Origin of the sequence: Herbaspirillum rhizosphaerae (genome assembly GCF_046025915.1) — a bacterium.
In the GTDB taxonomy this organism is placed as follows: domain Bacteria; phylum Pseudomonadota; class Gammaproteobacteria; order Burkholderiales; family Burkholderiaceae_D; genus Herbaspirillum; species Herbaspirillum rhizosphaerae_A.
On the sequence record NZ_JAQQFR010000009.1, the window covers coordinates 18,071 to 43,052 of the forward strand.

At 56.4% G+C, this 24,982-nt stretch carries 24 protein-coding genes; 16 read left to right on the top strand and 8 right to left on the bottom strand.

Translation table 11 applies throughout. From position 1 onward, the window contains the following. The first annotated feature begins 1 nt into the window (after position 1). The 6 genes from PQR63_RS14340 to PQR63_RS14365 all read left to right on the top strand — a co-directional run bounded on the left by PQR63_RS14340 (position 2) and on the right by PQR63_RS14365 (position 7,268). Positions 2-1,129, top strand: coding sequence for an ABC transporter ATP-binding protein (locus PQR63_RS14340; RefSeq protein ID WP_408168616.1), 1,128 nt, complete (start codon positions 2-4; stop codon positions 1,127-1,129). A gap of 188 nt (positions 1,130-1,317) precedes the next feature. After that, positions 1,318-2,364, top strand: coding sequence for an ABC transporter substrate-binding protein (locus PQR63_RS14345; RefSeq protein ID WP_408168618.1), 1,047 nt, complete (start codon positions 1,318-1,320; stop codon positions 2,362-2,364). A gap of 222 nt (positions 2,365-2,586) precedes the next feature. After that, the gene (locus tag PQR63_RS14350) at positions 2,587-3,888 is read left to right on the top strand and encodes an ABC transporter permease (RefSeq protein ID WP_408168887.1); all 1,302 of its coding nucleotides are present in this window, start codon (positions 2,587-2,589) and stop codon (positions 3,886-3,888) included. A gap of 68 nt (positions 3,889-3,956) precedes the next feature. After that, the gene (locus tag PQR63_RS14355) at positions 3,957-4,817 is read left to right on the top strand and encodes an ABC transporter permease (RefSeq protein WP_408168619.1); all 861 of its coding nucleotides are present in this window, start codon (positions 3,957-3,959) and stop codon (positions 4,815-4,817) included. Between the two features lie 11 nt (positions 4,818-4,828). Then, positions 4,829-6,292: an NADP-dependent succinate-semialdehyde dehydrogenase gene (gene gabD / locus PQR63_RS14360; RefSeq protein ID WP_408168620.1), complete on the top strand. Its 1,464-nt coding sequence runs from the start codon at positions 4,829-4,831 to the stop codon at positions 6,290-6,292. A gap of 115 nt (positions 6,293-6,407) precedes the next feature. After that, positions 6,408-7,268 carry an AraC family transcriptional regulator gene (locus PQR63_RS14365; protein WP_408168621.1) on the top strand — a complete coding sequence of 287 codons (861 nt, stop codon included), beginning with the start codon at positions 6,408-6,410 and terminating at the stop codon, positions 7,266-7,268. Positions 7,269-7,277: 9 nt separating this feature from the next. Here the strand turns inward: PQR63_RS14365 and PQR63_RS14370 are convergent, their stop codons facing one another. Further along, positions 7,278-7,715, bottom strand: a complete 438-nt coding sequence (locus tag PQR63_RS14370) for a DUF2000 domain-containing protein (protein ID WP_408168622.1) — start codon at positions 7,713-7,715, stop codon at positions 7,278-7,280. A gap of 64 nt (positions 7,716-7,779) precedes the next feature. Next, positions 7,780-8,424 carry a DNA-3-methyladenine glycosylase I gene (locus PQR63_RS14375; RefSeq protein WP_408168623.1) on the bottom strand — a complete coding sequence of 215 codons (645 nt, stop codon included), beginning with the start codon at positions 8,422-8,424 and terminating at the stop codon, positions 7,780-7,782. A 199-nt stretch (positions 8,425-8,623) separates the two neighbouring features. Here PQR63_RS14375 and PQR63_RS14380 point away from each other — a divergent pair, with 199 nt between their 5' ends. From PQR63_RS14380 to PQR63_RS14410, 7 genes are all read left to right on the top strand, one after another. Continuing rightward, positions 8,624-9,139 (top strand): sigma-70 family RNA polymerase sigma factor, encoded by a 516-nt coding sequence (locus tag PQR63_RS14380; RefSeq protein ID WP_408168624.1) that lies wholly within the window; start codon positions 8,624-8,626, stop codon positions 9,137-9,139. Next, positions 9,136-9,903 carry an anti-sigma factor family protein gene (locus PQR63_RS14385; protein ID WP_408168625.1) on the top strand — a complete coding sequence of 256 codons (768 nt, stop codon included), beginning with the start codon at positions 9,136-9,138 and terminating at the stop codon, positions 9,901-9,903. Before PQR63_RS14380 ends, PQR63_RS14385 begins: the two co-directional genes overlap by 4 nt. Before the next feature lie 190 nt (positions 9,904-10,093). After that, on the top strand, positions 10,094-10,852 hold the full coding sequence (locus tag PQR63_RS14390) for an alpha/beta fold hydrolase (RefSeq protein ID WP_408168626.1): 759 nt from the start codon (positions 10,094-10,096) through the stop codon (positions 10,850-10,852). A gap of 216 nt (positions 10,853-11,068) precedes the next feature. Continuing rightward, positions 11,069-11,980: an alpha/beta fold hydrolase gene (locus PQR63_RS14395; RefSeq protein ID WP_408168628.1), complete on the top strand. Its 912-nt coding sequence runs from the start codon at positions 11,069-11,071 to the stop codon at positions 11,978-11,980. A gap of 159 nt (positions 11,981-12,139) precedes the next feature. Next, on the top strand, positions 12,140-12,928 hold the full coding sequence (locus PQR63_RS14400; RefSeq protein WP_408168630.1) for a molybdate ABC transporter substrate-binding protein: 789 nt from the start codon (positions 12,140-12,142) through the stop codon (positions 12,926-12,928). Between the two features lie 67 nt (positions 12,929-12,995). Then, positions 12,996-13,400 carry an SRPBCC family protein gene (locus PQR63_RS14405; protein WP_408168632.1) on the top strand — a complete coding sequence of 135 codons (405 nt, stop codon included), beginning with the start codon at positions 12,996-12,998 and terminating at the stop codon, positions 13,398-13,400. A 222-nt stretch (positions 13,401-13,622) separates the two neighbouring features. Further along, on the top strand, positions 13,623-14,102 hold the full coding sequence (locus tag PQR63_RS14410) for a VOC family protein (RefSeq protein ID WP_408168634.1): 480 nt from the start codon (positions 13,623-13,625) through the stop codon (positions 14,100-14,102). 15 nt (positions 14,103-14,117) lie between these two features. On the opposite strand, the gene PQR63_RS14415 is transcribed toward PQR63_RS14410, so the two are convergent. Further along, complete coding sequence (locus PQR63_RS14415) at positions 14,118-14,984, bottom strand: aldo/keto reductase family oxidoreductase (protein WP_408168636.1); 867 nt, start codon at positions 14,982-14,984, stop codon at positions 14,118-14,120. A 170-nt stretch (positions 14,985-15,154) separates the two neighbouring features. Here PQR63_RS14415 and PQR63_RS14420 point away from each other — a divergent pair, with 170 nt between their 5' ends. Next, entirely contained in the window at positions 15,155-16,051 is an 897-nt protein-coding gene (locus PQR63_RS14420) for a LysR family transcriptional regulator (RefSeq protein ID WP_408168637.1), read from the top strand. A gap of 29 nt (positions 16,052-16,080) precedes the next feature. Here the strand turns inward: PQR63_RS14420 and PQR63_RS14425 are convergent, their stop codons facing one another. Both PQR63_RS14425 and PQR63_RS14430 read right to left on the bottom strand, forming a co-directional pair. Further along, entirely contained in the window at positions 16,081-17,457 is a 1,377-nt protein-coding gene (locus PQR63_RS14425) for a hypothetical protein (RefSeq protein ID WP_408168638.1), read from the bottom strand. 338 nt (positions 17,458-17,795) lie between these two features. Continuing rightward, entirely contained in the window at positions 17,796-18,731 is a 936-nt protein-coding gene (locus PQR63_RS14430; protein WP_408168639.1) for a sigma-70 family RNA polymerase sigma factor, read from the bottom strand. 219 nt (positions 18,732-18,950) lie between these two features. Here PQR63_RS14430 and clpP point away from each other — a divergent pair, with 219 nt between their 5' ends. Next, positions 18,951-19,568: an ATP-dependent Clp endopeptidase proteolytic subunit ClpP gene (gene clpP / locus PQR63_RS14435; RefSeq protein WP_408168640.1), complete on the top strand. Its 618-nt coding sequence runs from the start codon at positions 18,951-18,953 to the stop codon at positions 19,566-19,568. Between the two features lie 32 nt (positions 19,569-19,600). On the opposite strand, the gene PQR63_RS14440 is transcribed toward clpP, so the two are convergent. Continuing rightward, positions 19,601-20,827 (bottom strand): sensor histidine kinase, encoded by a 1,227-nt coding sequence (locus PQR63_RS14440; RefSeq protein WP_408168641.1) that lies wholly within the window; start codon positions 20,825-20,827, stop codon positions 19,601-19,603. A 362-nt stretch (positions 20,828-21,189) separates the two neighbouring features. Here PQR63_RS14440 and PQR63_RS14445 point away from each other — a divergent pair, with 362 nt between their 5' ends. Next, on the top strand, positions 21,190-22,986 hold the full coding sequence (locus tag PQR63_RS14445) for an EAL domain-containing protein (protein ID WP_408168642.1): 1,797 nt from the start codon (positions 21,190-21,192) through the stop codon (positions 22,984-22,986). A 60-nt stretch (positions 22,987-23,046) separates the two neighbouring features. Here the strand turns inward: PQR63_RS14445 and PQR63_RS14450 are convergent, their stop codons facing one another. Next, a complete protein-coding gene (locus PQR63_RS14450; RefSeq protein ID WP_408168643.1) occupies positions 23,047-23,871 on the bottom strand; it encodes a PEGA domain-containing protein in 825 nt (274 codons plus the stop codon). 205 nt (positions 23,872-24,076) lie between these two features. Next, positions 24,077-24,979 carry an NAD-dependent epimerase/dehydratase family protein gene (locus tag PQR63_RS14455; RefSeq protein ID WP_408168644.1) on the bottom strand — a complete coding sequence of 301 codons (903 nt, stop codon included), beginning with the start codon at positions 24,977-24,979 and terminating at the stop codon, positions 24,077-24,079. Positions 24,980-24,982 lie beyond the last annotated feature (3 nt).

Genomic DNA, 24,982 nt, shown 5'->3' on the forward strand with positions numbered 1-24,982 from the left:
CATGAGAACAAATGCGATGGAGACAGTGCCGGAGCAAGTGAAGCCGGTCGATACGCTGGTGCAGTTCTGCGGCGTGAAAAAGACTTACGACGGTGAAAACCTGATCGTCAAGAACCTCGATCTGGAAATTCGCCGCGGCGAGTTTCTGACCTTGCTGGGGCCGTCCGGTTCGGGCAAGACCACCTGCCTGATGATGCTGGCCGGGTTCGAGTATCCGACCAGCGGCGAGATCCGGCTGGACGGGCAACTGCTTAATCGTGTACCACCGCACAAGCGCAACATCGGGATGGTGTTCCAGAACTATGCGCTGTTCCCGCACATGACGATTGCGCAGAACGTCGCCTATCCGCTGTCAGTGCGCAAGATGGATAGCATGACGCGTGCCGCCAAGGTCAAGCAGGCGCTGGATATGGTGCAGATGGGAAAATTCGGTGATCGCTATCCGACGCAGTTATCCGGCGGCCAGCAGCAGCGTGTGGCGCTGGCGCGCACCTTGGTGTTCGATCCGCAACTGGTGCTCATGGATGAGCCGCTGGGAGCGCTCGACAAGCAATTGCGCGAGCACATGCAGCTGGAATTGAAGGCGCTGCACAAGCGGCTCGGCGTGACCTTCGTCTACGTGACGCACGACCAGAGCGAAGCGCTGACCATGTCGGATCGCGTCGCCGTTTTCGACCAGGGTGTGATCCAGCAACTCGCACCGGTGGAAGATCTGTATGAATTCCCGGAAAACCAGTTCGTGGCCAGCTTCATCGGCGATAACAATCGCTTCAAGGCAAGCGTGGAAAGCGTTGACGGAGAACGCTGCACGATTCGCCTGCCGGACGGCGCAACACTCTCCGGTCTGAACGTGCATCGTGCGCAGACCGGACAAAGCGTGGTCGCCTGTGTGCGTCCGGAGCGCATCCGCTTACAGCCTTTGTCGATGCAGGATGGCGGCAATTTCATCAAGGCCAGCGTTGCCGGCCTGATCTATTTCGGCGATCACGTGCGTGTGCGCTGTGTCGTCAGCGGGCAGGACGATTGTTTCGTCAAACTGTCATTGAGCGACCCGGCGCTGGCCGATCTCGCCGAAGGCAGCAACATCGGGCTGCTCATCGCACCGGACCGCCTGCGCGTGTTTGCCTGATCTCATTTCGTAGTCGTCCCAGCGAACGCTGGGATCCAGTGGCGTAAAGACGGTCGATACGGCACTGGGTCCTGACTTCCGTCAGGACGACATGCTTTAGTACTTGTGACGAATAAATGCGATTTAGACCAAGTTTTCGTTTTTCATTTTTGATTTCATCACCAAGAACCACAACCAAAGAGGAACACATGAAACTCCCTGCTCTCGCTCTGCTCTCTCCGCTCGCTTTAGGTTTGTTGTTTTCGGCCGGTCTCAGCCAGGCGGCTGAACTGACCGTCGTCAATTTTGGCGGTGCCAATGCCAACGCGCAAAAGGTCGCCTATGTGGAGCCGTTTCAAAAGAGCACCGGCACCAAGGTGGTCACTGCCGAATTCAACGGTGAACTGGCCAAGGTCAAGGCCATGGTCGAAGCCAAGAAAGTCACCTGGGATGTGGTGGAAATCGACGGCGGCGATCTGGCGCGCGCCTGTGAAGACGGCCTGATCGAAAAACTCGATCTGATCAAGACAATCAAGAAAGACGATTACATTCCCGAGTCGCTCAATAGCGAATGCGGTATGGGCGCCTTCGTCTGGTCGACCGTCCTGGCCTACAACGGCGACAAGCTCAAGACTGCACCACAAGGCTGGGCAGATTTCTGGGATACCAAGAAATTTCCCGGCAAACGCGCCATGAAGAAAGGCGCTCAGTACACGCTGGAGTTCGCTCTGATGGCCGACGGCGTGCCGACCAAGGATGTCTACAAGGTACTCAGCGCCAAGGGCGGCGTGGATCGCGCGTTTAAAAAGCTCGATCAGCTCAAGCCAAATATTCAATGGTGGGAAGCAGGCGCATTGCCGGCACAGTTCCTGGTGTCTGGCGACGTCGTGATGTCGACCGCGTTCAACGGCCGTATCGATGCCGCGCAGCGTGAAGGCAAGAACCTCAAGGTAGTCTGGTCCGGCAGCGTTTATACGCTGGATTACTGGGTGATTCCTAAGGGTTCGCCGAACAAGGCGCTGGGCGAGAAGTTCATCACCTTTGCAACCAATGCCGAGAACCAGAAGGTCTATGCCAACAACATCGCTTACGGCCCGGTCAACAAGAACACGCTGAAGCTGCTGGATGCGAAGACATTGGCAAATCTGCCGACGTCGACGGCTAATGCTAAAGATGCGATCCAACTGAGTCAGCAATTCTGGACCGACCATGGTGAAGAACTCGAACAACGCTTTGCTGCATGGGTTGCCAAATAAGGCAACGCTGGATCAACGCAGGATCAAGTAAAGCTGTTCATCAGCTAGTCACCTAGCAAGGATGCCGCAGGCAGCAGTTGCAGTGTAGTGCTCTTAGCCCGTTCTTAGCCCGCTATCAGACTGTTCTCCGACCGTTGTTTGCGCATCCGATTTTCCATTGTCAGGCAGCATTCAGAATCAAGAGTCACGATGAATACTCTCGCCACCAGTTCCAGCGCAGTCATGCCCATCGCCACCGAAGTCGACGCGAAGAAGCCGGCCTCTGCCGACCCGACGCCACAACAGCTCAAGCGCGATTTACGCTTGGCGGAAACACGCAAGCGTCTTGGCGCACTGATACTGATTGCGCCGCTGGCAATCTTTCTGATGATGACCTTCGTCGCACCGATCGTCATGTTGCTGGTGCGAGCGGTCGAGAACCCTGAGATCGCCTCGACGCTGCCCAAAACGGTCGCCGCATTGGCCAAGTGGGACCGCAAGAGCCCGCCGCCGGATCAGGCTTATGCCGCGATGGCGGCCGATTTGCTCAAGGCAAAACAGGACAGCACCGCCGGGCCTTTGGCGCGGCGTATCAATACCGAACTCTCCGGCGCGCGTTCGCTGGTCATGGGGACTGCGCGCGCTCTGCCGCTGCACGATGCCGACGGCAAGGAGTTGCAGCCCTCACAACCCTCGCAGGCCGCCCGGATCAAGGAAGCAATGATCGCGCTCAATCCGCAATGGGCTGAGCTTGATAGCTGGCAAGTGATCGCTCGCAATGGGTCGATCTATTCCCCCTATTACCTGCTGGCATCTCTGGATCTGAAGCAGAACGCCTTCGGCGATATCATTCAGTCCGATCCGGAAGCCTCCATCTATCGCTCCATCTTCGGCCGCACGCTGTGGATGAGCGCGATGGTGACCCTGTTCACGCTGCTGCTGGCGTATCCGCTGGCTTATTGGTTGTCGACCATGTCCGAACGCCGCGCCAATCTGCTGATGATCCTGGTGCTGATCCCGTTCTGGACCTCGATTCTGGTGCGTGTCGCCGCCTGGATCGTGCTGCTGCAATCGGAGGGACTGGTCAATTCTGCGCTGATGCTGAGCGGGCTGACGCAGGCGCCGCTGGAGCTGGTGTTCAACCGTGTCGGCGTGTACATCTCAATGACCCATATCCTGTTGCCGTTCATGATCCTGCCGCTCTACAGCGTCATGAAGTCGGTGCCGCCGACCTACCTCAAAGCCGCCATCTCGCTGGGCAGCCATCCGTTTGCAGCGTTCTGGCGTGTGTACGTGCCGCAGACCTATCCGGGCATCGGTGCGGGCGTGTTGCTGGTGTTCATCATGGCGGGCGGCTACTACATTACCCCGGCGTTACTGGGCGGCCCGAACGAACAGATGGTGAGTTATTTCATCGCCTATTTCATCAACACCACGATCAACTGGGGCATGGCATGTGCACTGGGCGGCTTGCTGCTGACCGGAACCCTGATCCTGTATGGCGTATATCGCCGGTTCGCCAAGATCGATGTCGGCATTGCCTAGGCCATCTTGTCACATTGTCATGCAACTTAACGTGTTCAACAACATCACACCGGTTATCGGATAACGCCATGATCAAGATGCCTTCGCTGTCGTTCTCAACATTCCTGCCGGATTTCCCGCCCTACATGTCGCTGCCGGAGCGTGCGTGGTTTTTCGTCTCGCGCAGCCTGAATGTGTTGATTCTGGTGTTCCTGATCCTGCCGATTCTGGTGATGATTCCGCTGTCGTTCAGCGACAGCAGCTTCCTGATGTATCCGATCAAGGGTTTCTCGCTGCGCTGGTATCAGAACCTGTTTGAGTCCGACGAGTGGATGCGCGCTGCGCGCAACAGCTTTATCGTCGCCCCTGCCGCCACCATCATTGCGACCGTGCTCGGCACGCTGGCCGCGGTTGGTTTGAACAAAGCAGATTTCCGCGGCAAAAGCATTCTGATGGCGATCCTTATTTCGCCAATGATCGTGCCGGTGGTGGTGGTCGGTGTCGGCGTGTATCTGTTCTTTGCGCAGATCGGTCTGTCGGACGGCTATACCGGCCTGATTCTCGCGCATGCGGCGCTGGGAGCGCCGTTTGTCGTCACGACCGTACTGGCGACGCTGCAGGGATTCAACCACAATCTGGTGCGGGCTAGTCTGAGCCTCGGCGCCAGCCCCTTGCGCACCTTTTTCCGCATTACCTTGCCGGTGATTGCGCCGGGATTGATCTCGGGCGCACTGTTCGCCTTCACCACCTCATTTGACGAAGTCGTGCTGACGCTGTTCGTTGCCGGGCCCAATCAGGCAACCTTGCCGCGTCAGATGTTCGCCGGCATCAAGGACAACATCAGCCCCACCATCGCTGCGCTGGCGACCATCCTGATTATTTTCTCCACCTGTCTCTTGCTGGTGCTGGAATGGCTGCGTGGCCGTAATAAAGCGGCGGCCAAATTTTAAGGAAAAAATTCATGCTGCTCTCCGAACACCTCAAAGACCCTACCCTGTTGCGCCAGCAAGCCTACATCAACGGCGCCTGGTGCAATGCCGACAACGGTGGCACACACGACGTGCACAACCCCGCCACAGGCGAAAAAATCGGCACCATCCCCGACATGGGTGCCGCCGAAACACGCCGCGCCATTGAGGCGGCACAAGCTGCATGGGCCGGCTGGCGCAAAAAGACAGCAAAAGAACGCAGCGTCATTCTGCGTAAATGGAACGATCTCATGCTAGCCAACGCCGACGACCTGGCACTGATCATGACGACCGAGCAAGGCAAACCGCTGGCTGAAGCCAAGGGGGAAATTACCTATGCCGCTTCGTTCATCGAGTGGTTCGGCGAAGAAGCAAAACGTACTTACGGCGATACGATTCCCTCCCCATCACCGACCAGCCGGATTGTCGTTACCAAGGAGCCGATCGGCGTTTGTGCAGCGATCACGCCGTGGAATTTCCCTGCGGCGATGATTACGCGCAAGGCTGGCCCAGCCCTGGCTGCGGGCTGTCCGATGGTGTTAAAACCGGCTGAAGCGACGCCCTTCTCGGCGCTGGCATTGGCGGTACTGGCTGAGCGTGCAGGCGTGCCGGCCGGCGTCTTCAGCGTGGTCACCGGTTCAGCCAAGCTGATCGGCGGCGAGATGACGAGCAACCCGATAGTGCGCAAGCTCAGCTTCACCGGCTCGACGGCGATCGGCAAACTGCTGATGGAACAATGCGCCTCCAGCGTCAAGAAGCTGTCGCTGGAACTCGGCGGCAATGCGCCCTTCATCGTGTTTGATGACGCTGATCTGGATGCCGCCGTCGAAGGCGCGATTGCATCCAAGTTCCGCAACGCGGGTCAGACCTGCGTCTGCGCCAATCGCATTTACGTACAGGACGGTGTGTACGATGCTTTCGCTGAAAAACTGGTGGCCGCTGTCGGCAAGCTCAAGGTTGGCAATGGTCTGGAAAGCGGCGTCACGCAAGGCCCGTTGATCGATGAAAAAGCGGTCAAGAAAGTCGAGCAGCACATCGCCGATGCGCGTGACAAAGGCGGCCGCGTGCTGATCGGCGGCAAGCGTCACGCACTCGGCCACAGCTTTTTCGAGCCGACCGTGATTGCCGACGTGACATCGAAAATGATCATCGCCAAGGAAGAAACCTTCGGCCCGATGGCACCGCTGTTCCGTTTTACCAGCGATGACGAAGCAATCTCGATGGCCAACGATACCGAATTCGGGCTGGCAGCTTACTTTTATTCCCGCGACATCGGCCGCATCTGGCGCGTTGCGGAAGGTCTGGAAAGCGGCATGGTCGGTATCAATACCGGCTTGATTTCCAACGAAGTCGCCCCGTTCGGCGGCGTCAAGCAATCCGGCCTGGGACGCGAAGGATCGCATTACGGCATCGACGACTATCTGGTCATCAAGTATCTCTGCATGGGCGGTATCTAAGCCGCTGTCGCCGAACTGCCGGAGTTCCTGGCTCGCCGGATGAGGTAAAACCATTTCGGGTATGCTTTCGGGCGTACCCGATTTTTTTGCTCCTTGTCCCTACCCCGACTCCGTCATGCGCAACGAAGCTAACGACATCACGCTGTGGCACGCGCCCAATTTGCAGGCGGAATTGCTGCGTGCACGGTTCGTCGATTTTTCTTATGACGTCCATACGCACGATACCGCCTGCTTTGCCCTGCTGACGCGCGGCGCAATCCGTATCCGCATGCGCGGCACGGAATTCATCGCACAGGCCGGAGACCTCTACGCCATCGACGCGGATCAACCGCACGCGGGCTGGCCGGTCGACAGCGATGGCTGGCAGCAACGCACCTTGTACGTCGATCTCATTTACTTGCGCTCGCTGGTGCGCGACGAGAACGTCGTGCGCAGCATCTCGGTCGCCGGCCCCTTGATTCGTGACAAGGGCTTGGCTGAGCTGTTTTACGAAATGCATAACTGCTCGCAATTACTGACATCTGACATAGCTCCTGATGCGGCTTCTGCACTGTATTGCGAAGAGGTCTATCTGAAGTTCGCGGCACGTCTGTTCGACCGCCACGTTCGCGATGCAGAGACGCCCGCCATTGTGGGCAAGGAAAGCCGTGCGATCCGGTTGGCGCAGGAATATCTCGATCAGCATCTGGGACGGCAAGTCCATCTGCAAGACATCGCTGCTGCGTCTGGTTTACCGGCTTTCCGGCTGTTCCGTGCTTTCGAACGCGCCACCGGCATGACGCCGCATGCTTATCAGCGCCAGGCCCGTGTGCGCGTTGCCAGGAGCCTGATTCGCCTCAATCATTCACTGGCGGACGTCAGTGCGGCGACGGGATTCTCGGATCAGGCGCACCTGACGCGCTGGTTCCGCCGCATCATGGGAATCACACCGGGTGCCTACCGCAATGCTTTTGGCAGCGTCTTGGTCGCTCGCTGATATGCCGCGCTATTTCAACAGGCCGATGTTGGCAACGATGCGGCTGATTGGTTTCTTCTCACCGATCAGAGCCACGCCGAGATAACCGAGATCGATGGTCGCCACTTTGCGGACTGCATCGCTGAAGGCTTGATAGTCAGTCGTCTCTTGCCCTTGCACGGGAAAATCCACCACATCGCATCCGATCTCCACGCCTTTCGCGCGGATGTTCGTCAGTTCGTCGCGGCTTGCAGCCAGCACGGCAATTCCGATAGGGATCAGGCCTGGATGGGCGCAGCCGTCTGCATCGACAAGCGCAGGCCCGACCAGTTCGGGATGGCGCTGGCCGATGGTCAGTGCGATGACGGCAGCAGCATTGGCGGCTTTGCCGACCGGCAAGGCCGCATCGACAATGATGACGCAGCGTTGCGGGATGGTTTTGGAGAGATCGATTGCGGTATCTGTCACTTGCAGGTCCTTTTATTGATAAAGAACCGCATGGTCGGACAACGCCGGGTGGAAGTATTGAACGCTATTGCACGGGACGCTTGAAAGCTTTGCGTTCTGCTTCGACGCGATCACGACAGGCACATCCGGTCAGATGGTCATTGACCAGCCCCATGGCTTGCATGAAGGCGTAGATGGTGGTCGGGCCGACATAGGTCCAACCGCGTTTCTTGAGTGCTTTGGACAGATTGGTGGAGGCTTCCGAGCTTGGATTAGCCGTCCAATAGTCCAGCGTCACGACCTCTGGACGTTCCTTGGCAGGCGGTTCAAACTGCCAGAACCAGGCCGCCAGAGAGCCGGCTTCGTCTATGAGTTCCAGCGCGCGCTGCGCATTGTTGATGGTGGAGACAATCTTGGCGCGATTGCGCACGATGCCGGCATCGGCCATCAGGCGGGCGATATCCTCCTCACCGTAACGGGCAACTCGGTGGAAATCGAAGCCATCGAATGCGGCGCGGAAATTCTCGCGTTTGCGCAGGATGGTGATCCACGCCATGCCGGACTGAAATCCTTCCAGGCAGATCTTCTCGAACAAACGGATATCGTCTGCCACCGGTCTGCCCCACTCGCCGCTGTGATATTCAGGCATGGATGCATGCCAGGTGCAGTAGATGGCTCCATCGTCTGCAGTCATCAGGCCGGGAATGTTGTCAGTGTGTTGTTTTGTCATGATGGCAATTGAGAACGCCGCAGAGATCCACCGCGTGTAACCCGCTATGATGCGTCAAAGCAAGCCAGAGCGCTTGCCGGATCTTGCTTTTGTATTTCTGAAAAATAATTGCGTCCGGCGGGAATAAGCCTGCGGGCTGTTCGTCTTACTGTGCATGAACGATATCATTACCCGGACACTAAGCGGACGACTGATTGCCATGAGTAAAGATTTCAGCGACGACGATTTGCGCGAACTGCTGCCCCGGCTGCGGCGCTTTGCGCTGTCGCTGACGCGCCATGAAAACAGCGCCGACGACCTGGTGCAGTCCTGCCTGGAACGCGCGCTGTCACGCGCCGACCGCCGCCGCGACGATGGCGATCTGCGCGCCTGGATGTTTCAGATCATGTATCGCCAGTTCCTCGATGGTCAGCGCCGCGCCAAGCGCTATGCCGGTTTGCTGTCGTTGTTTGGCCGGACCGAAGAAGACCTCGCTCCCTCCGCCGAAGACGTCGCCATGTCGCGCTCGGCCTTGCAGGATTTCAGCAAATTGCCGGCAGAGCAGCGCGCCTTGTTGCTGCTGGTGTCAGTCGAAGGTCTCAGTTATCAGGAAGTCGCCGACACCATGGATATCCCCATCGGTACCGTCATGTCGCGCCTGTCGCGAGCCCGCAAAGCACTACGCGCGCTCAATGATGGTTTGCCGGTAAATCCCTCTTTGCGGATACTCAAATGAACGCTTTCTCTCCCTCCGAACACGATCTGCACGCCTACGTCGACGGCCAGCTGGATGAAGCGATGCGCCGCCAGATCGATGCTTATCTGGCGAGCCATCTTGATGCCGCTCGTGAGGTCGAGCAACTGCGTTTGGATAATCAGCGCCTGCGCGCCTCGCTGGAAAATATTCCTGCCGCACCGATTCCGCCACGTCTGGATCCCTTCCGCATTCGTCGTGAACTGCGCGCACGCTCGCAGCGGCGCATGGCGATTGCTGCATCGCTGGTATTGACCTTGAGTTTAGGGACGTTGGGTGGCTGGCAATTGCGCGACATGTCGATGCGCAAGACCTATCTGCCGATGGCCGATGCCACGCAGGCGTATCGGATGTTTGCGACCAGCGACATGGCGCAAAAGGTAGACATGAAGACCAGCGAACCCGATCAGTTGCAAGGCTGGCTGAATCAGCATTTTGTCCAGGCCGCGCCGATGCCGGACTTCAGCGCCTATGGATTCAAACCGGTGGGCGGTCGCCTGATGGCCAGCGATAAAGGCGCGGCAGCGATGGTGCTGTATCAGAACGATGCCGGGCAAGCCATCGTGTACTACGTCCGGCCGCCGGGCGAGCTGTTCAACTTCGGCGCGGGCAATCGCCAGGACGGCAATCTGCTGACGCAATACTGGCGTCAGGGACGCTATTTCTACGCCGTTGTCAGCCCGTCCGATACGCCGTCAACCTTGCCGGTGCAAAGGGCCATCGAGCCTAACCGGCCGCAGTCGTGACTCAGATATAAATCAGATGTAGCTCAGACCTTTTCCTCGTTATAAAAATAACCGCTGATCGGAGCGGATGGAGTCGTGCGTCCTGCGCATTTGTATCTGCATGAATTCGCCGATCACCGCATTTCCCGTTTTCACTCACCCAGAAGGAATTATCGCCATGTTCGCTAAACGCTCATTCATGAAGTCTGCAATGAAGTCTACAATTGCCGGCGTTGCCGCCGTGCTCCTGACCCATGCTGCTTTCGCTGAAGACACCGCAAAACCTGCACCAGTCAAAAACGTCGTGCTGGTACACGGCGCTTATGCCGACGGATCCTGCTGGTCGGAAGTCATCGAACGCCTGCAAAAAGCCGGTCTGCATGTGACGGCCGTGCAAAATCCCTTGTCTTCGCTGGCTGACGATGTCGACGCAACCCGCCGCATCCTGGCATTGCAAGACGGCCCTACCATCCTTGTTGGCCACTCGTGGGCGGGCACTGTCATCAGTGAAGCCGGTAACGATCCCAAAGTTGCCGGTCTGGTCTACGTTGCTGCGCGCGCGCCTGATGCCGGCGAAGACTACGGTGCACTGGCAGGCAAATTCCCGACACCACCGGCAAGCGCCGGGCTGGTCAAAGCCGGCGGCTTTGCGCAGCTGAGCGAAGAGGCTTTCCTGCGTGATTTCGCGGGCGACATCAATCCGGTCAAAGCCAAGGTCATGTACGCGGAACAAGGCCGCATTTCTGACACGCTGTTCACCTCGCGCACCACGCAAGCCGCATGGCGTAGCAAGCCGACCTGGTATGCCATTTCCACCAATGACCGTACCACGTCGCCGCAGCTGGAACGTTTCCTCGCGCAACGCATGAAGGCCAAGACCGTCGAGATCGCCTCCAGCCATCTGTCGATGCTGTCGCACCCGGATGAAATTGCCAATCTGATTCTGGAAGCTGCCGGCCAAACACATTGATGCTTTGGTGACCTTATGGTGACATCATGCGCTGTTCGGAGGATGTTGTTCTTCTGCTCACGCATGATGTTTTTTTACCGCAAAAATATTGATCTTTTTATATCGCATTTGCTGACTTGATCGCATCGCGTGGAAAATTCATTTTCCAGATCAGGGATGTATGACAGTATCCGTCCTTAGGCCAGCCGGCCTGAACAACGAACGGGGGTTTCAGAAATGCGAAAAATATTAGCTCTGCTGCTCGTCATTGCCTCTCTCCAGTCTATCCCAGCCTGGGCAGCTGGTTTCTCTTTTCCATCAGGTTTCAAGACACAAACAATCTCCACCAACGGCGCGCGTATTCACGTCCGCGTTGGCGGTCAGGGGCCTGCAGTTGTGATGCTGCATGGCTATGGCGAAACCGGCGATATGTGGGCACCACTGGCTGCCAAGCTCGCCGCCAGGCACACGGTCATCGTCCCGGATCTGCGCGGCATGGGACTGTCCGATCATCCCGCAACCGGCTATGACAAGAAGAACCAGGCGCGCGACATCACCGGCGTGCTGGACGCGCTCGGGATCGGTAAGGTCGATGTGGTCGCGCATGATATCGGCAACATGGTTGCCTACGCATTTACAGCAGAACATCCTGAACGCGTGACCAAGCTGGTATTGATGGATGCCCCTCTGCCCGGCGTCGGCCCGTGGGAAGAAATCCTGAAAAATCCCTTGCTCTGGCATTTCCGTTTCGGCGGCCCCGATATGGAGCGCCTCGTGAAAGGCCGCGAGCGTATCTACCTCGATCGTTTCTGGAACGAGTTCTCGGCAGATCCCAAGCATTTTGACGAAGCGTCACGTCGTCACTACGCAAAGTTCTATGCATTACCAGGCGCGATGCACTCCGGCTTTGAACAGTTCCATGCTTTCGATCAGGATGCGATCGACAACAAGGCCTATATCGCCAAGGGCCTCTTGCCGATGCCGGTTCTGGCGGTTGGTGGCGAAAAATCCTTCGGGTCGACCATGGAAGCCGTTACACGTTTTGCCGCCTCAGACGTACGCGGCGCGGTGATCCCCAACGCCGGCCATTGGCTGATGGAAGAGCAACCGAAGGCGACTGTCGCTGTCATTGCGGATTTCTTGCAATAAGCTATCTCGGCTGGATTCAATCAAAACGGCTTGCAACATTGCAAGCCGTTTTCTTTTGTACAGACGGGTAAAGCGCTGCAAAGGCGCATCGTATAATCCAAGCCACATTCGTACTTCTTCGAACCTCTTTGTACTTCTTCGCTCTTCAGGAGAAAAACCGTGCGTTTGCTGTCTCTGCCTTCTCTGCAGTTTTTAGTCATCGCTTCCCTCGCTGGCCTGACCGCTGCGCCCGCTTCTGCCGACGACCTCAAGGTTTTTGCAGCCGGTGCGATTGCCCCGGTTGTACGCACCGTCGCAGCCACCTTTGAACAGCGCAGCGGCATTCACGTCACGGTGGAGAACGCTACTGCAGGCGCGACCGACAAGCGGATCCGTTCTGGCGCCGCCTTTGACGTCGCCGTGGTGCCGGATGGCGTGTTGGACAAGCTCGCCAAGGACGGTTATCTGAATGTCGCCAGCGGCCGTGGGATTGCACGCGTAGGAATCGGCGTCGCCGTGAAACAAGGTGCACCGGCGCCGGCGATTGCCACCGTGGCGCAATTCAGAAAAGCATTGCTGGATGCGCCGTCCGTGGCGGTGATTGATCCCAAGGCCGGCGGATCGAGCGGCATCTATCTTGAGAAGTTATTTGAAAAGCTCGGCATCGCCGCACAGATGCATGCCAAGGAAGTGTTGGTGCCTGGCGGTCTGGTGGCAGAGAAACTGGTTGATGGTTCGGCAGCGCTGGCCTTGCATCAGCAAAGCGAAATTCTGCAAGTCAAAGGCGCGCGCCTGATCGGCCCGTTACCCGCTGCGATCCAGAACTACACTGTCTATGCGGGCGCGACCTCATCTCATGCAGCATCACCTGCATCGTCGGCGACGGCGCGCGCTTTTCTGACGATGTTCGCTGACGCGAGCGCACGTCAGGCAATGAAAGAGCATGGCCTGTCGCCGGAAGTGAACTAAGCTTTATAGCGCGTCATATGCACAATCACTCACCATCGTTGATATTGAGGAAGAAAGGAAAGCACCTATGAAGATTACCGTTGAAACCACTGTTGCTGCGCCCATCGGCAAAGTCTGGCACGCCTACACCACACCCGAAGACATCAAACAGTGGAATGCCGCATCTCCCGACTGGCACACGACCGCCGCCGCAGTGGATCTGCGCGTGGGAGGAGCTTTTTCCTCTCGCATGGAGGCAAAGGATGGCAGCATGGGATTTGACTTTGCGGGAACGTACACCCAAGTCATCGAAAACCAGTTGATTGAATATGCATTCGGCGATCGTACTGCGCAGGTGGAGTTTTCCGAAACGCCGGATGGTGTTCTGGTCCGTGTAAGCTTTGAGGCTGAGACGCTCTATCCGGTCGAGCAGCAACAACAAGGCTGGCAAAGCATTCTGAATAATTTCAAGAAGTACGTCGAGACGCAATAATTCACGCGATATATCGCCGGATGCGCATGCTTCATAAGAAAACAGCCTCTGAACAGAGGCTGTTTTTGTTTCGATCATTCTGACATCTTGCGAATTTTGACGGCACCATTTCCGGCAAATCAAATCGAAAACAGGTTCGCCGGGCCAAACAAATAAAAACGAAATAAAACATTGACGGGCAGGCAACAACTTTCTTGTTCACGATCCTTGAGGAGACACACAATGAGCAGCAAAAACACCATTTGCCTCTGGTACAACGGCGATGCATTGGATGCGGCAACGTTCTACGCGAAGACTTTTCCCGACAGCGCAGTAGGAGCCGTTCATCACGCGCCGGGAGACTATCCTGCGGGCAAGGAAGGCAATGTCTTGACGGTTGAGTTCACCGTGATGGGCATACCCTGCCTCGGCCTCAATGGCGGCCCGGCCTTTAAGCACAGCGAAGCCTTCTCGTTTCAGGTCGCCACCGATGACCAGGAAGAAACCGATCGCTTGTGGAACGCGATCGTCGACAACGGCGGCCAGGAAAGCGCATGCGGCTGGTGCAAGGACAAATGGGGACTATCGTGGCAGATCTCTCCCCGCGTGCTCATTGCCGCCGTCACCGATCCTGATCAGGCCGTCGCCAAACGTGCCTTCGAAGCGATGATGAAGATGAAAAAGATCGACATCTCCGCCATCGAAGCAGCACGGCGCGGCTGAGGTTCGTCATTGGGATCACATGGCGTTAAGTGCTGCTACCGTTGCGGCGTCCAGTTGCAATGCTCCCGCCGCGACGTTCTCGCGCAAGTGCGCCACCGATGAGGTACCTGGGATTACCAGAATATTCGGGGCGCGCTGAAGCAGCCAGGCCAGCGCCACCTGCATCGGCGTTGCCTGCACGGATGCGGCGACACGTGTCAGGGTGTCCGATTGCAGCGGCGAAAAGCCACCCAGCGGGAAGAACGGCACATAGGCAATGCCCTGCGCAGCCAGCGTATCGATCAAGGCATCATCGCCGCGAGCAGCCAGGTTGTACATGTTCTGCACGCAAACGATGTCGGTGATCTGCTGCGCTTCGGTGATCTGTTTCGCATTGACATTGCTGAGTCCAATATGCCGGATGAGGCCGTCTTCTTTCATCTTCACCAGCGTAGTGAGTGCTTCGCCGATCGAGGAGCTATCCGGCCCCTCCAGTCCGGGGGCACGCAAATTGACGACATCCAGGGCATCCAATTGCAGATTGCGCAGGTTGTCGTGTACGGCGGCGCGTAATTGTTCTGCCGACGCCGCCGGTATCCACGACTGATCTTCGCCACGTACAAAGCCGATCTTGGTGACGATGGTCAGCGCGTCCCGGTAAGGATGCAGCGCTTCGCGAATAATCTGGTTGGTGACGTGCGGCCCATAGAAATCCGATGTGTCGATGTGGTTGATGCCCAGCTCGATAGCCTCGCGCAATACGGCCACGGCAGCGGTACGATCTTTAGGCGGGCCCCAGACATGCGGGCCGGCCAGTTGCATGGCGCCATAGCCAATGCGATTGAAACTGATGTCGCAATGCGCGGGGGAAAACTGGTCGCTGGACGGTGAATAAGCGGTCATGAAAGCTCCTGAATGGATGTTGATGGGGTTAACTCGACATTCGCGGCATCCCTACCTCACGAGGCAGGTGATACAGCGGCATCACTGCATGGTAATGAAGACAGGCGCGTGTGATAATCCGGGCAATGACGTACAGGTTGTACGAAATTCCGCACAATAAGGTGGCACCGATGACTACAGACATTCACTCCATGGCAGATCTGTCGACCTTTGCTCTGGTGGTTCAGCATCAGGGATTTCGCCAGGCAGGCCGCGCCAGCGGGCAATCCGCTTCGGCGCTGAGCGAGGCCGTGCGCCGGCTGGAAAACAAACTGGGGATACGCTTGCTGTTACGCACCACACGCAGCGTGACGCCCACTGAGGCCGGTGCGCTTTTGCTGAGCCGTCTCAAGCCGGCGCTGGATGAAGTCGCCAACGCGCTCGACGTACTCAACGAGTTGCGCGATCGTCCGCGAGGCACCTTGCGCCTGAATGTGCCGGTGAGCGCGGCGCGCTTCTTTCTGCAACCGATGGTCAACGAATTTCTCAGCGCCTATCCGGAAATCATGCTGGAGCTGGTCGTCGATAATAATTTTGTGGATTTTGTGGCCAGCGGCTGTGATGCCGGTATCCGCTATGGGGAAAAACTGGAGCAGGACATGATCGCCGTGCCCATCGGCCCTCGCACCCAGCGCTTCGCCGTGGCTGCAGCACCCTCTTATCTGGCACGGCGTGGCATCCCGGAACATCCACGCGACCTGCTGCAACATGCCTGCCTGCGCGGAAAATTTCTCAGTGGCGCGATCTATCCGTGGGAGTTTGAGTGCGACGGACAAACACTCACCGTCGAACCCACCGGCCCGTTGATCGTCACGCCCACCGTCGCCGACCTTGCCGTGAGCGCCGCCGTGGCGGGACATGGATTGATTTACCTTTTTGAAGAATGGCTGGAGCCGTACATCAGCGCCGGCCAGTTGCAACCAGTGCTGCAGGATTGGTGGCTGAGCTTTCCCGGCCCATTTTTATACTACTCGGGCCGGCGCCATTTGCCTGCGCCGTTGCGCGCGTTCATTGACTTCGTTCAGTAAATCACTCCATGAAGGGAACGAGCCAAGGATCAGAATTTGGTCGAAATACCCAATCCCCATTTACGCTCCGGGTCGCCAGTGTCCGGCAACAGACCATTTGAATAATCCAGGCTCAACCCGACGCTCTGATTGAAATTGTAGGTCAATGCACTTCGCCAATAGTGAATGCTGCGCGATCCTTCCAACGCCTTGAGGCCGGTGTAGGTGGTGGTGAAATCAAACGGCAATTTGGGGTTGGTCGATGCCAGCGTGAAGCCTGCCTGCGCACCCAGGCGGATAAAGTCCTGATGCTGGTCATAGACGGTCGGGTTGCCGCGATCGACATACATACCATTGCGGCTCTGGCCGATCAGGATAGGTTTGAAGGCCAGCCCGTTGTTCCATCGAATGAAATCATTGAGGATGCCGGGACGCACCATCGTGTAGGTAAAGTTGACGGTGAGCAGGCGGCTTCCATCGGTGCTGTTGATGAGGTAGTCAGGCCGTGCTGTCAGGTCTTCAGTGTTGGCCGATCCCGGATGGGCGAAGTGGAACGCCGACAGCATACCGATCTGGCCCGTACGCGTGGTATCCACCGATACCACGCCGCCGTTGTAATTGGTGACGCGATTTTGCTTGAAGCCGACGTAAGGCACCGCCTCGTAGGTGCTGCCGTTGCTATCCATCGGACGCTTGTCGAACGAGTAGCCGGTATAGACCACGATGTCATTGGTGCGCGATTGCGCCACGTCGTCGTTGGCCAGCGTCAGATGCGCGCGATCGACGGAGGCATAGGCAGCCTGGTTGCTGCGATCAATGGATAACTGATCGGGATTGCCGCGCACGCGTACAGGATCCAGCCAGCTAGGCTCATGCGCCGCCGGTGTGGTTGATTCCGCAGCACCGGATGCATTGGCGGCAACGGTAGAACCAACAGCTCCGGTTGCAGATGCTCCGCCTGCTGCGGCAGCCGTGGTCATGCTGGCAGCGGATGCCGCATGCGGCAAGCTGAGCTGAACATCGCTCTTTACACACACCAGGCTGCTTTGGTTGCCGGCCTCAAAGAAGGTGCTCGCCGCTGCGCCACTCGTTGGTTTGAATTGCGCATCTTTGCCGTCAAGCAGGCTTTGCAGATCTTCGGCGATGTGGTCGGCGTTGCAACTGTCACCCTTGCACGCCCCTCCTCCGGCTTTTTCCGCGGCCTGCTTCTTCAGCAGCCATGAGGCCAGTTGCCGGTATGACGACAGCGGCGCCGGATGGTCACCCACCGATAAATATGCTGTACTCACGGGATAAGCGGCAAGCAGGCGTGCTGCCAGCTTTTCCTTGTCGATTTTCAGATCGGGACCGCCGCATAGAGCAGCAGTATCGGCACCAGCGTCGGCAGCCTGAACTAAGGGAGCCGCACCGGAAGCGGACAGTAACATGACCGCTGCAAGCGAATGCATTCGACTTCGCATTGATATCCTTGTTGTTGTAATAAAAATAAACGGTATCGACGCATGGCGACAGCGCCGCCATGTTCGGACAATTGAGCAAGATGAGGATTGAAAAATGGTATGAACGCGCGGTAGCGAAAAATGTTCAATGCCAATTGCAAATTTATATGCAGGAAGGAAGCTGGTTGCGCAGTGACAAGCTACGCTCAGGGCGGGTTAAGTGGCAATTCAAAGGCATAACTGTGCCGATGCAATACAGATAACTTTTGACGAAAACGATACTGTTTCAGAGGCCGCCGCATGGTAGCGAACTTGTGCTATTGGGTTCATTGAGTGCAGACGTCGGCTTGCGTCAGTATCTCACCAGTCCGATGCAAACTTTTCAGTTTGCGTTGATCTGCAACGGCATAGATTGTACTGATACCTTCTGCCTCAATCGCAAAGCTGAGCGCCAGCACAATCCGACCTTGAAGGGTGATGGTGGCGCCCCACCCTCCGTTAATGCATGCCGCGTCGATCTGACCAATAAACGCCCCCATCGATGCCAGGGCGTTGACGAATCCTCCTGCAGATTGCGTGACGGCGAAACTCGCGACTGGAGTGCTGATGTGGCCGCCGATACTGCTGACGCTGCCGTCTCCGATGACCGTTGCGTCCGCCGCTAGCAGTCGCAGCATCGCAGGCTTGTCCTGATGCGCTATCGCATGCAAGAAATCCTGCACCAGCCGCTCGCATACCTGCTCATCGGCGATACGGCGCGCGCGGTCGGATTGCACGCGCTCCTTCGCCCGTCGCACCAGTTGCCGGCAATGTACCGGCGTCTTGTTGAGCGTCGCTGCGATTTCCTCGTATTGGCAATCAAAGACTTCATGCAGCAGCAAAGCCGCTCTTTCATCTGCGCTCAGACGCTCAAGCAGCAGCAACACGCCATACGACAGATCCGACAGCATGGACACCGTATCTTCCGCAGATGGGGCATGGTTGTCCAGCCATGGATCCGGCAACCAGTCGACGGGCTCCATCGCGCGCTGGCGTTGCAGATAGCGCAAGCGATCAATGGCGATGCGTGTCGTGACGGTTGTCAACCAGGCAACCGGCGTTTTCAGTTTACGATGGTCGGTATCGTGCCAGCGTAACCAGGTCTCTTGAACGACATCTTCTGCCTCGGAAAAACTGCCCAGCATCCGATAGGAAATCGATAGCAATCTGCGGCGGGAAGCCTCAAAAAGAGAGGTGGATTCTTCTGTCTGTTTTTCTTTCATTTGTCTCTCCCAATCAGGACTCCGGACTTCAGGATAGCGAACTGCCGCCTGAACCGTGCGGCGTCATACACGCATGCTTACCTGCTTGACGATGGTGAGTTGGAAAACGTGACAGAACGTGAAAAATATTTTTTCTTTGTCACGAGCAGTGCCTCGCCGACGTCAAGTCACGGTATCCACGCTATCGACATCGCTTACATTACCTGAAAGGAAAGGCATATGCATGCATCCGTTCCACATGCTCTTGGCATGATCCCCACCGTCATCGAGCAATCAGGCCGGTCCGAACGGGCTTACGATATTTACTCACGACTGCTGCGTGAGCGCATCGTGTTCCTCGTCGGGCCGGTGACGGACGAATCTGCAAATCTGATCATCGCCCAGTTGCTGTTTCTCGAATCCGAAGACCCTGACAAGGACATATCGCTCTACATCAACTCTCCCGGCGGAGCCGTCTATGCGGGCCTTGCGATCTTCGACACCATGCAGTTCATCCGTCCGCAGGTGTCCACCTTATGCACCGGTTTTGCCGCCAGCATGGGTTCCATTTTGCTTGCCGCAGGTGCCAGGGGAAAACGTCTGGCCCTGCCCAATGCCCGCATCATGATCCATCAGCCGTCTGGCGGCTCACAAGGTACGGCTGCCGATGTGGAAATTCAGGCACGCGAAATTCTGTACCTGCGCGAACGTCTCAACAACATCCTCGCCGAGCGCTGCGATCAACCACTGGACAAGATTGCCCATGACTCGGAGCGGGACAATTTCATGTCTGCCGACGGCGCCAAAGCGTATGGATTGATTGATGACGTCGTGTCGTGCAACAACCCCATGCGCTAAACACGGAAAGACGATTCAGGAAAGGAGCAGTCTCAAGTGTTGTTCCCGGGAAGTTCAACCGTAAAAATCGTTCCCAACTCGGTACTTGACTCCACCTTGATGCTGCCACCATGCGCGATTGCCACCTCACGTGCAATGAACAAGCCCAATCCCAGACTGGTTCTTGGACGGCCGTCGTTGCCGGATTCAGTTGGTAACTGGATCAATGGCTTGAAGATGGATTGCAGGGATTCGAACGGTATCTTGGCGCCGTAATTCTTCACGCTGACAACAATTCCGGCCGGCCCGCGGCGCGCCTCCAGCGTCACGGGGCGTTCCGGCGTGCCGTACTGTGCGGCGTTCAGAAGCAGATTTGAAAACAGCTGGTGCATGCGGACAGCGTCAAAAGAGCCGTTCATGTCGCCCTCGGTGAGCAACTCAAATTGCATTTGAGGATGCATGGAGGCAGCTTCTTCGACGACCGAGCGGAAGATATCAAGCAGATTGGTCGGGACGCAAAATGTCGGCATGCCGCTGCCAAGCTGTGTCCTCGTATAGCCCAGCAAGTCATCGACCATGGAATTCATCATGCGTGAACTACGCTTGATCCGAGCGCCGAGTTCAACGACTTTTTCCGCCGGCAAAGTGGCGTGCATCATCAGGTCGGCCGTGAGTCCCATGTTGGTCAACGGCGCACGAAGATCGTGTCCGAGAATCGCCAGGAACAATTCTCTGGTGTGTTCGGCACGTGCGGAAAAAGTCAAAATCGACTCGCTCAGGGCCTGATCGATCGACTCATTGAAGCGCACCATTTGCTGAATCGTTTCCTCGGACATCGTTTCGGCCAGCGGCAGCCACAGACGCAAGACCGTTGCGCGCAAAGCGCGATATTCGGCACTCACCTGCAACAAGGAAAAATCGCCCGCCTGGCGCAAGGCGCCATGAATGGAAGCAGCACTGCCCTGAGAATACAAGCCCGGCGCCAGCCCTTGCGACTTTAACTGTTGCTGTTCGGGATTCTGCAAGGTCTCGATATCGACCGCAATTGCCTGAAGAATTTCACGCGCATAATCGCGCAGAACCAAATCTGGTTTCTCATGCACATCACCCGAGACCACATGTGCGAACCGCGCCCATTCAGCCAGGATATCGTCGATGTGCTTAGTGATGAAATAGTACAGTTTCATGGTGGCCTTGATGACGCACTTGGTATTAGCGTTAAAACGTCCGCTGTCCTGCACGATCATGTACAGAAAGCGGTCAATGAAAATTTGCGGCAAGCTCCGGTCACACGCGGGATGGCTGGATTCGATGCAAGTTGAGTAACAAGTTGAATCACAACGCGTGTACGGCAGCGCGAGAGATGATTCGAAAAGATAGTATTGTATTTATTGCTTCACGACATCTCGCTGTTGGCAGCGTTGCGTGAGTGTACGTTAATTTGAATTACCTTGTGGCGGATCGGCATTCGCAGGAGAAATTGTGACCAGTTTTCGCGACTCATCCCGTTGCTGGTTAACTGCATTCGGTTATCAGCAAGACGCCCGATCTGGAGCAAGCCGCACCCCCTGTCAACTTGCGTGGTAGTCTATATCTCTCCAAGTAGGACAAGATCAATCTCTGTACCGAAAGGTGCTGCGCCATGCAAAACACAAAAAATAATACAAGTCTGGCATCTGTTTTACCCATCGTCGATCTGGCTACTTTGAATACCTGGACCGCCGCATTGATGGTGGTCGACGCTTCCGTAGAGAACGCCCCCATTATCTTCGTCAACAAAGCTTTTAGCGAATTGACAGGCTATCCGTTGCACGAGATCGTGGGGCGAGACTGCCGCTTCCTTCAGGGCCGTGAGCGACCGGAACGCGCGGAAGATGCATTAAAACAAATGCAACGGCAAGGACATACCCGTTTGGTTGCGCGTAATTATCGCAAGGACGGCACCCCTTTCTGGAACGAGGTGACGCTGTCGCTGATGACGGATACACATGGTGCCATTACCCATTTCATTGCTGTGTTGATGGATGTCAGCGATCGTTTCAATGGACTGAGTCAAAGCGGTTACTCCTGGCAGCCTGATATCTATCCGACCCCGATTGTGGTCGACGAGCAGAACCAGGTAGAGAAAGAGCGCCTGTTTTTCGAGTCATCGTTGAGACAGGCCGTTCTTAATAAAGAGTTTTATCTTCAATATCAGCCTGTCATCTCAATGCGCACTGGTGACATCATCGGATTTGAAGCATTGATCCGTTGGACGCATCCTTCTCTTGGTGTGGTTCCTCCTTCGCATTTCGTTTCTGTCGCCGAGGAGTTGGGTCTGATTGAGGATATCGGTGAATGGGTCTTGATGACGGCTTGCCTCGACATGCGGAACCGCGAAGCAGCAGGGCTTGTACCACTGCGTGTGGCGGTGAATGTCTCTCCCTATCAATTCAGCAGCCCTCGCCTGACCGATCTGATTCAACGTGCCATTGAACGCAACGCGCTGGACACATCGATGCTGTGCCTCGAAATCACCGAAGGTGCGGTCATGTTGGACACGGAAAACACCAGAACTACATTGAAGCGATTGAAAGCGATGGGAATTGACCTGCTCCTCGATGATTTTGGAACCGGGTTTTCATCATTGAGTTATCTGAAGCGTTTTCCTTTCGATCGCGTAAAAATCGATCGCTCATTCGTCACCAACCTTGCAGAAAACAGCGACGACGCTGCCATTACCAAAGCGATCATCTCGATGGCGCATAGCCTTGGGATCAAAGTCATTGCTGAAGGCGTCGAAACTGAAGCGCAATTTGTCCTGCTCCGGGATCAGCAATGCGATGAAATGCAAGGCTATTTCTTTTCACGAGGTATTTCGTCGCAAGACCTTGAGGCCCTGCTGAAAGAGAATAAGCGCCTTCCGTCCTATCTGTTCGGAGCTGGCAATGCTACGCGGACAATTCTAATCGTCGATGACGACGCAGAAATGCTTCTTCAATTGCAAGAGCCGCTTCGCCGGGACAATTACGAAATACTGGCAGCTGCTAACGGTGAGGAAGCATTGGAGATATTAGGCAGACACAACGTTGACGTTATTCTTAGCGACCAGAGCATGCCGAAAATGACAGGGGTCGAGCTGCTGCGCCGCGTCCAGGTGCTTTATCCAGAAACCGTGCGTATTATTTTGTCCGGTTTTTCAGAATTGCAATCCGTGACAGATGCAATCAACGATGGTGCAGTTTACAAGTTCTTAACGAAGCCATGGGACGAGGTCAAGCTACGTGCGCATATTGATGAAGCATTCCTTCGCAAAGAGCTGTCTAACGAAAACCGTCTTCTGAGCGATGAAATTACAATCAAGAATCTGGAACTGGATATCTTGACCCGCAAGTTGCATGAACTGAGAGTGAACAAACAACAGGCACTAAGACAATCCGTCGAGGCAAAGTCCAACTAGTACAACACAGAAGACGAAGCATCACGTCGTCGCGATAATACGCTCTCGCGACAATATGCGTCATTCAGGACCGATATATTTGTTCTGCTGGAATTTTCCCGCTGTGCGGGTACCGTCGGCACCAATCAATACGCCTTTTCCGTTCATTTGCCCGGCTCGGAATTCGCCTTCATAGCGGTCGCCGTTTTTCTTGATCAACACGCCTTTGACGGTGGTCTTCCAATCCTGAAATTCACCTTCGTAACGATCTCCGTTGGCATAAAGTTGGCTACCTTGCCCGCGTTGCTGACCAGCGACAAATGTACCCTCGTAGACTTCTCCGTTGTGAAAGAATTGACGGCCTTTGCCTTCGATTTTTCCTTGGACGAAGTTGCCTGAAAGGCGGCCATATTCGGCATGGCCGTCCGCCGACCAGACCAGGTCTCCCGGGCCTGATCCTGCTCCGCCTTTGCAGGCGCCGCTCCAGGAAGTGACGGAGGGGCGCATTTCTTCGGGCATGATCAGCAGGAAGTAGCAGCCTTTGGCGTCCGCCAGGTAGTTCTGCGCCAGTTCAGCTTTGGCGACCGGACTGCCGGCGGCGACACTGCGCATAAGCACCGGAAACGGTGTTCTCCTTGCCCAGAAGCTGTCCCACTCAGGCGGTTGCGCATAGCCCGGTGGTTTGGGCAACTCAATGCGCTGCGCCACGCCGGCGCCCAAGGGGACGTCCGTACTGTAGACGAACTTATATTTGCCGTCCTTCTTTGTTACGACTTCCAGCCGGTGAGCACCTGGTTTGGTGGTGATGTCGACCGGACATTTTCCTTTGTATTCACCATCGAGTATGACGTCGGAGCCCTTTTCCTCTTCTTCGCAGATCAGCCGTATGTAGGAGTCGGCGGCCATGGCGTTTGCTGAAGTCAGTAGCGCCGCCAAACCTAAAAGTCGCAGAGAGGTCATGTGAAAAATAGAAGTAGTGAATCGGGATGGATCAACACATCCGATTGTTGCATGGATCAACATGTTCACTATTGCAAGAATGGCAATTCAGACTGTTTTTTGAATCGAAATCCCAGCCCGTGATTCTCTTTTCCGGCTTGTCTACGCCAGCCTACGCAGGCATCTCTTGCTCAATCCACGTAATCGCTGATGCATGTGCAGGCTGCCAACCGAGTTCTTTTCTGGCACGAACGCCGCGGATGCGGCTGTTTGATCCGAGTGAATAGCGCGCACGGCCCAGTCCCCAGATGGCAATGGCAGCTTCTTCCGTGATGCCTTCTATCTTGGCGATGCCAAGACGTTTGCTGATCGCGGCGGCGATGTCGGCAAGAGACGCTTCGCCATTTTCCGCAAAATAGAAGGAACCGGCCGGGGCTTTTTCCAACGCTAGTTGATATAGCGCGCAGACATCGTCGATGTGTACGGTGGCCCAGCGATTGAGACCGGGGCCGACGATCTGGACGACGCCGCAAGCGCGCGCATGATCGACTACCGCGGGGATTTGCACGCTGTCCGGATGCAGACCTTTACCGGTGCCATAGATCAGCGTGTTGCAGATGATGACCGTACGGATGCCCATGGTCTTGCCCGCGTCAATGATGCGGCGATCAAGCTCGTAGCGGGCCTGCTTGCCTTCCGCAACGATCAGCGGCGTGTCTTCGTCAAATATCTTGTCGCTGAGTGTTTTGCCGGCGACCGCGTCGCCGACGGTGCTGGATCCGCTGGTATGCAACAAGGGCTTGCCGCTCCCTGCCAGACCTTCCAGCAGCGCCTCAATCGCAGGACGATGATCGCTGCTGGCGCAATTGATGACGGCGTCGGCGTTGCGGGCTTCGCGTATCAGTATTTCCTTGTCGTCGAGATTGCCCAGGACGGGTTCGATGCCGATCTCCCGCAAGCGCTCTGCTTTCGCCGCGTCGCGTACCAGGCCGCGAAGTTGGTGGCCTGATTTCATCAGATGCAAGGAGATCGAGCCGCCGATGTAGCCACTGGCGCCGGTGATGAAAATGTTCATTCT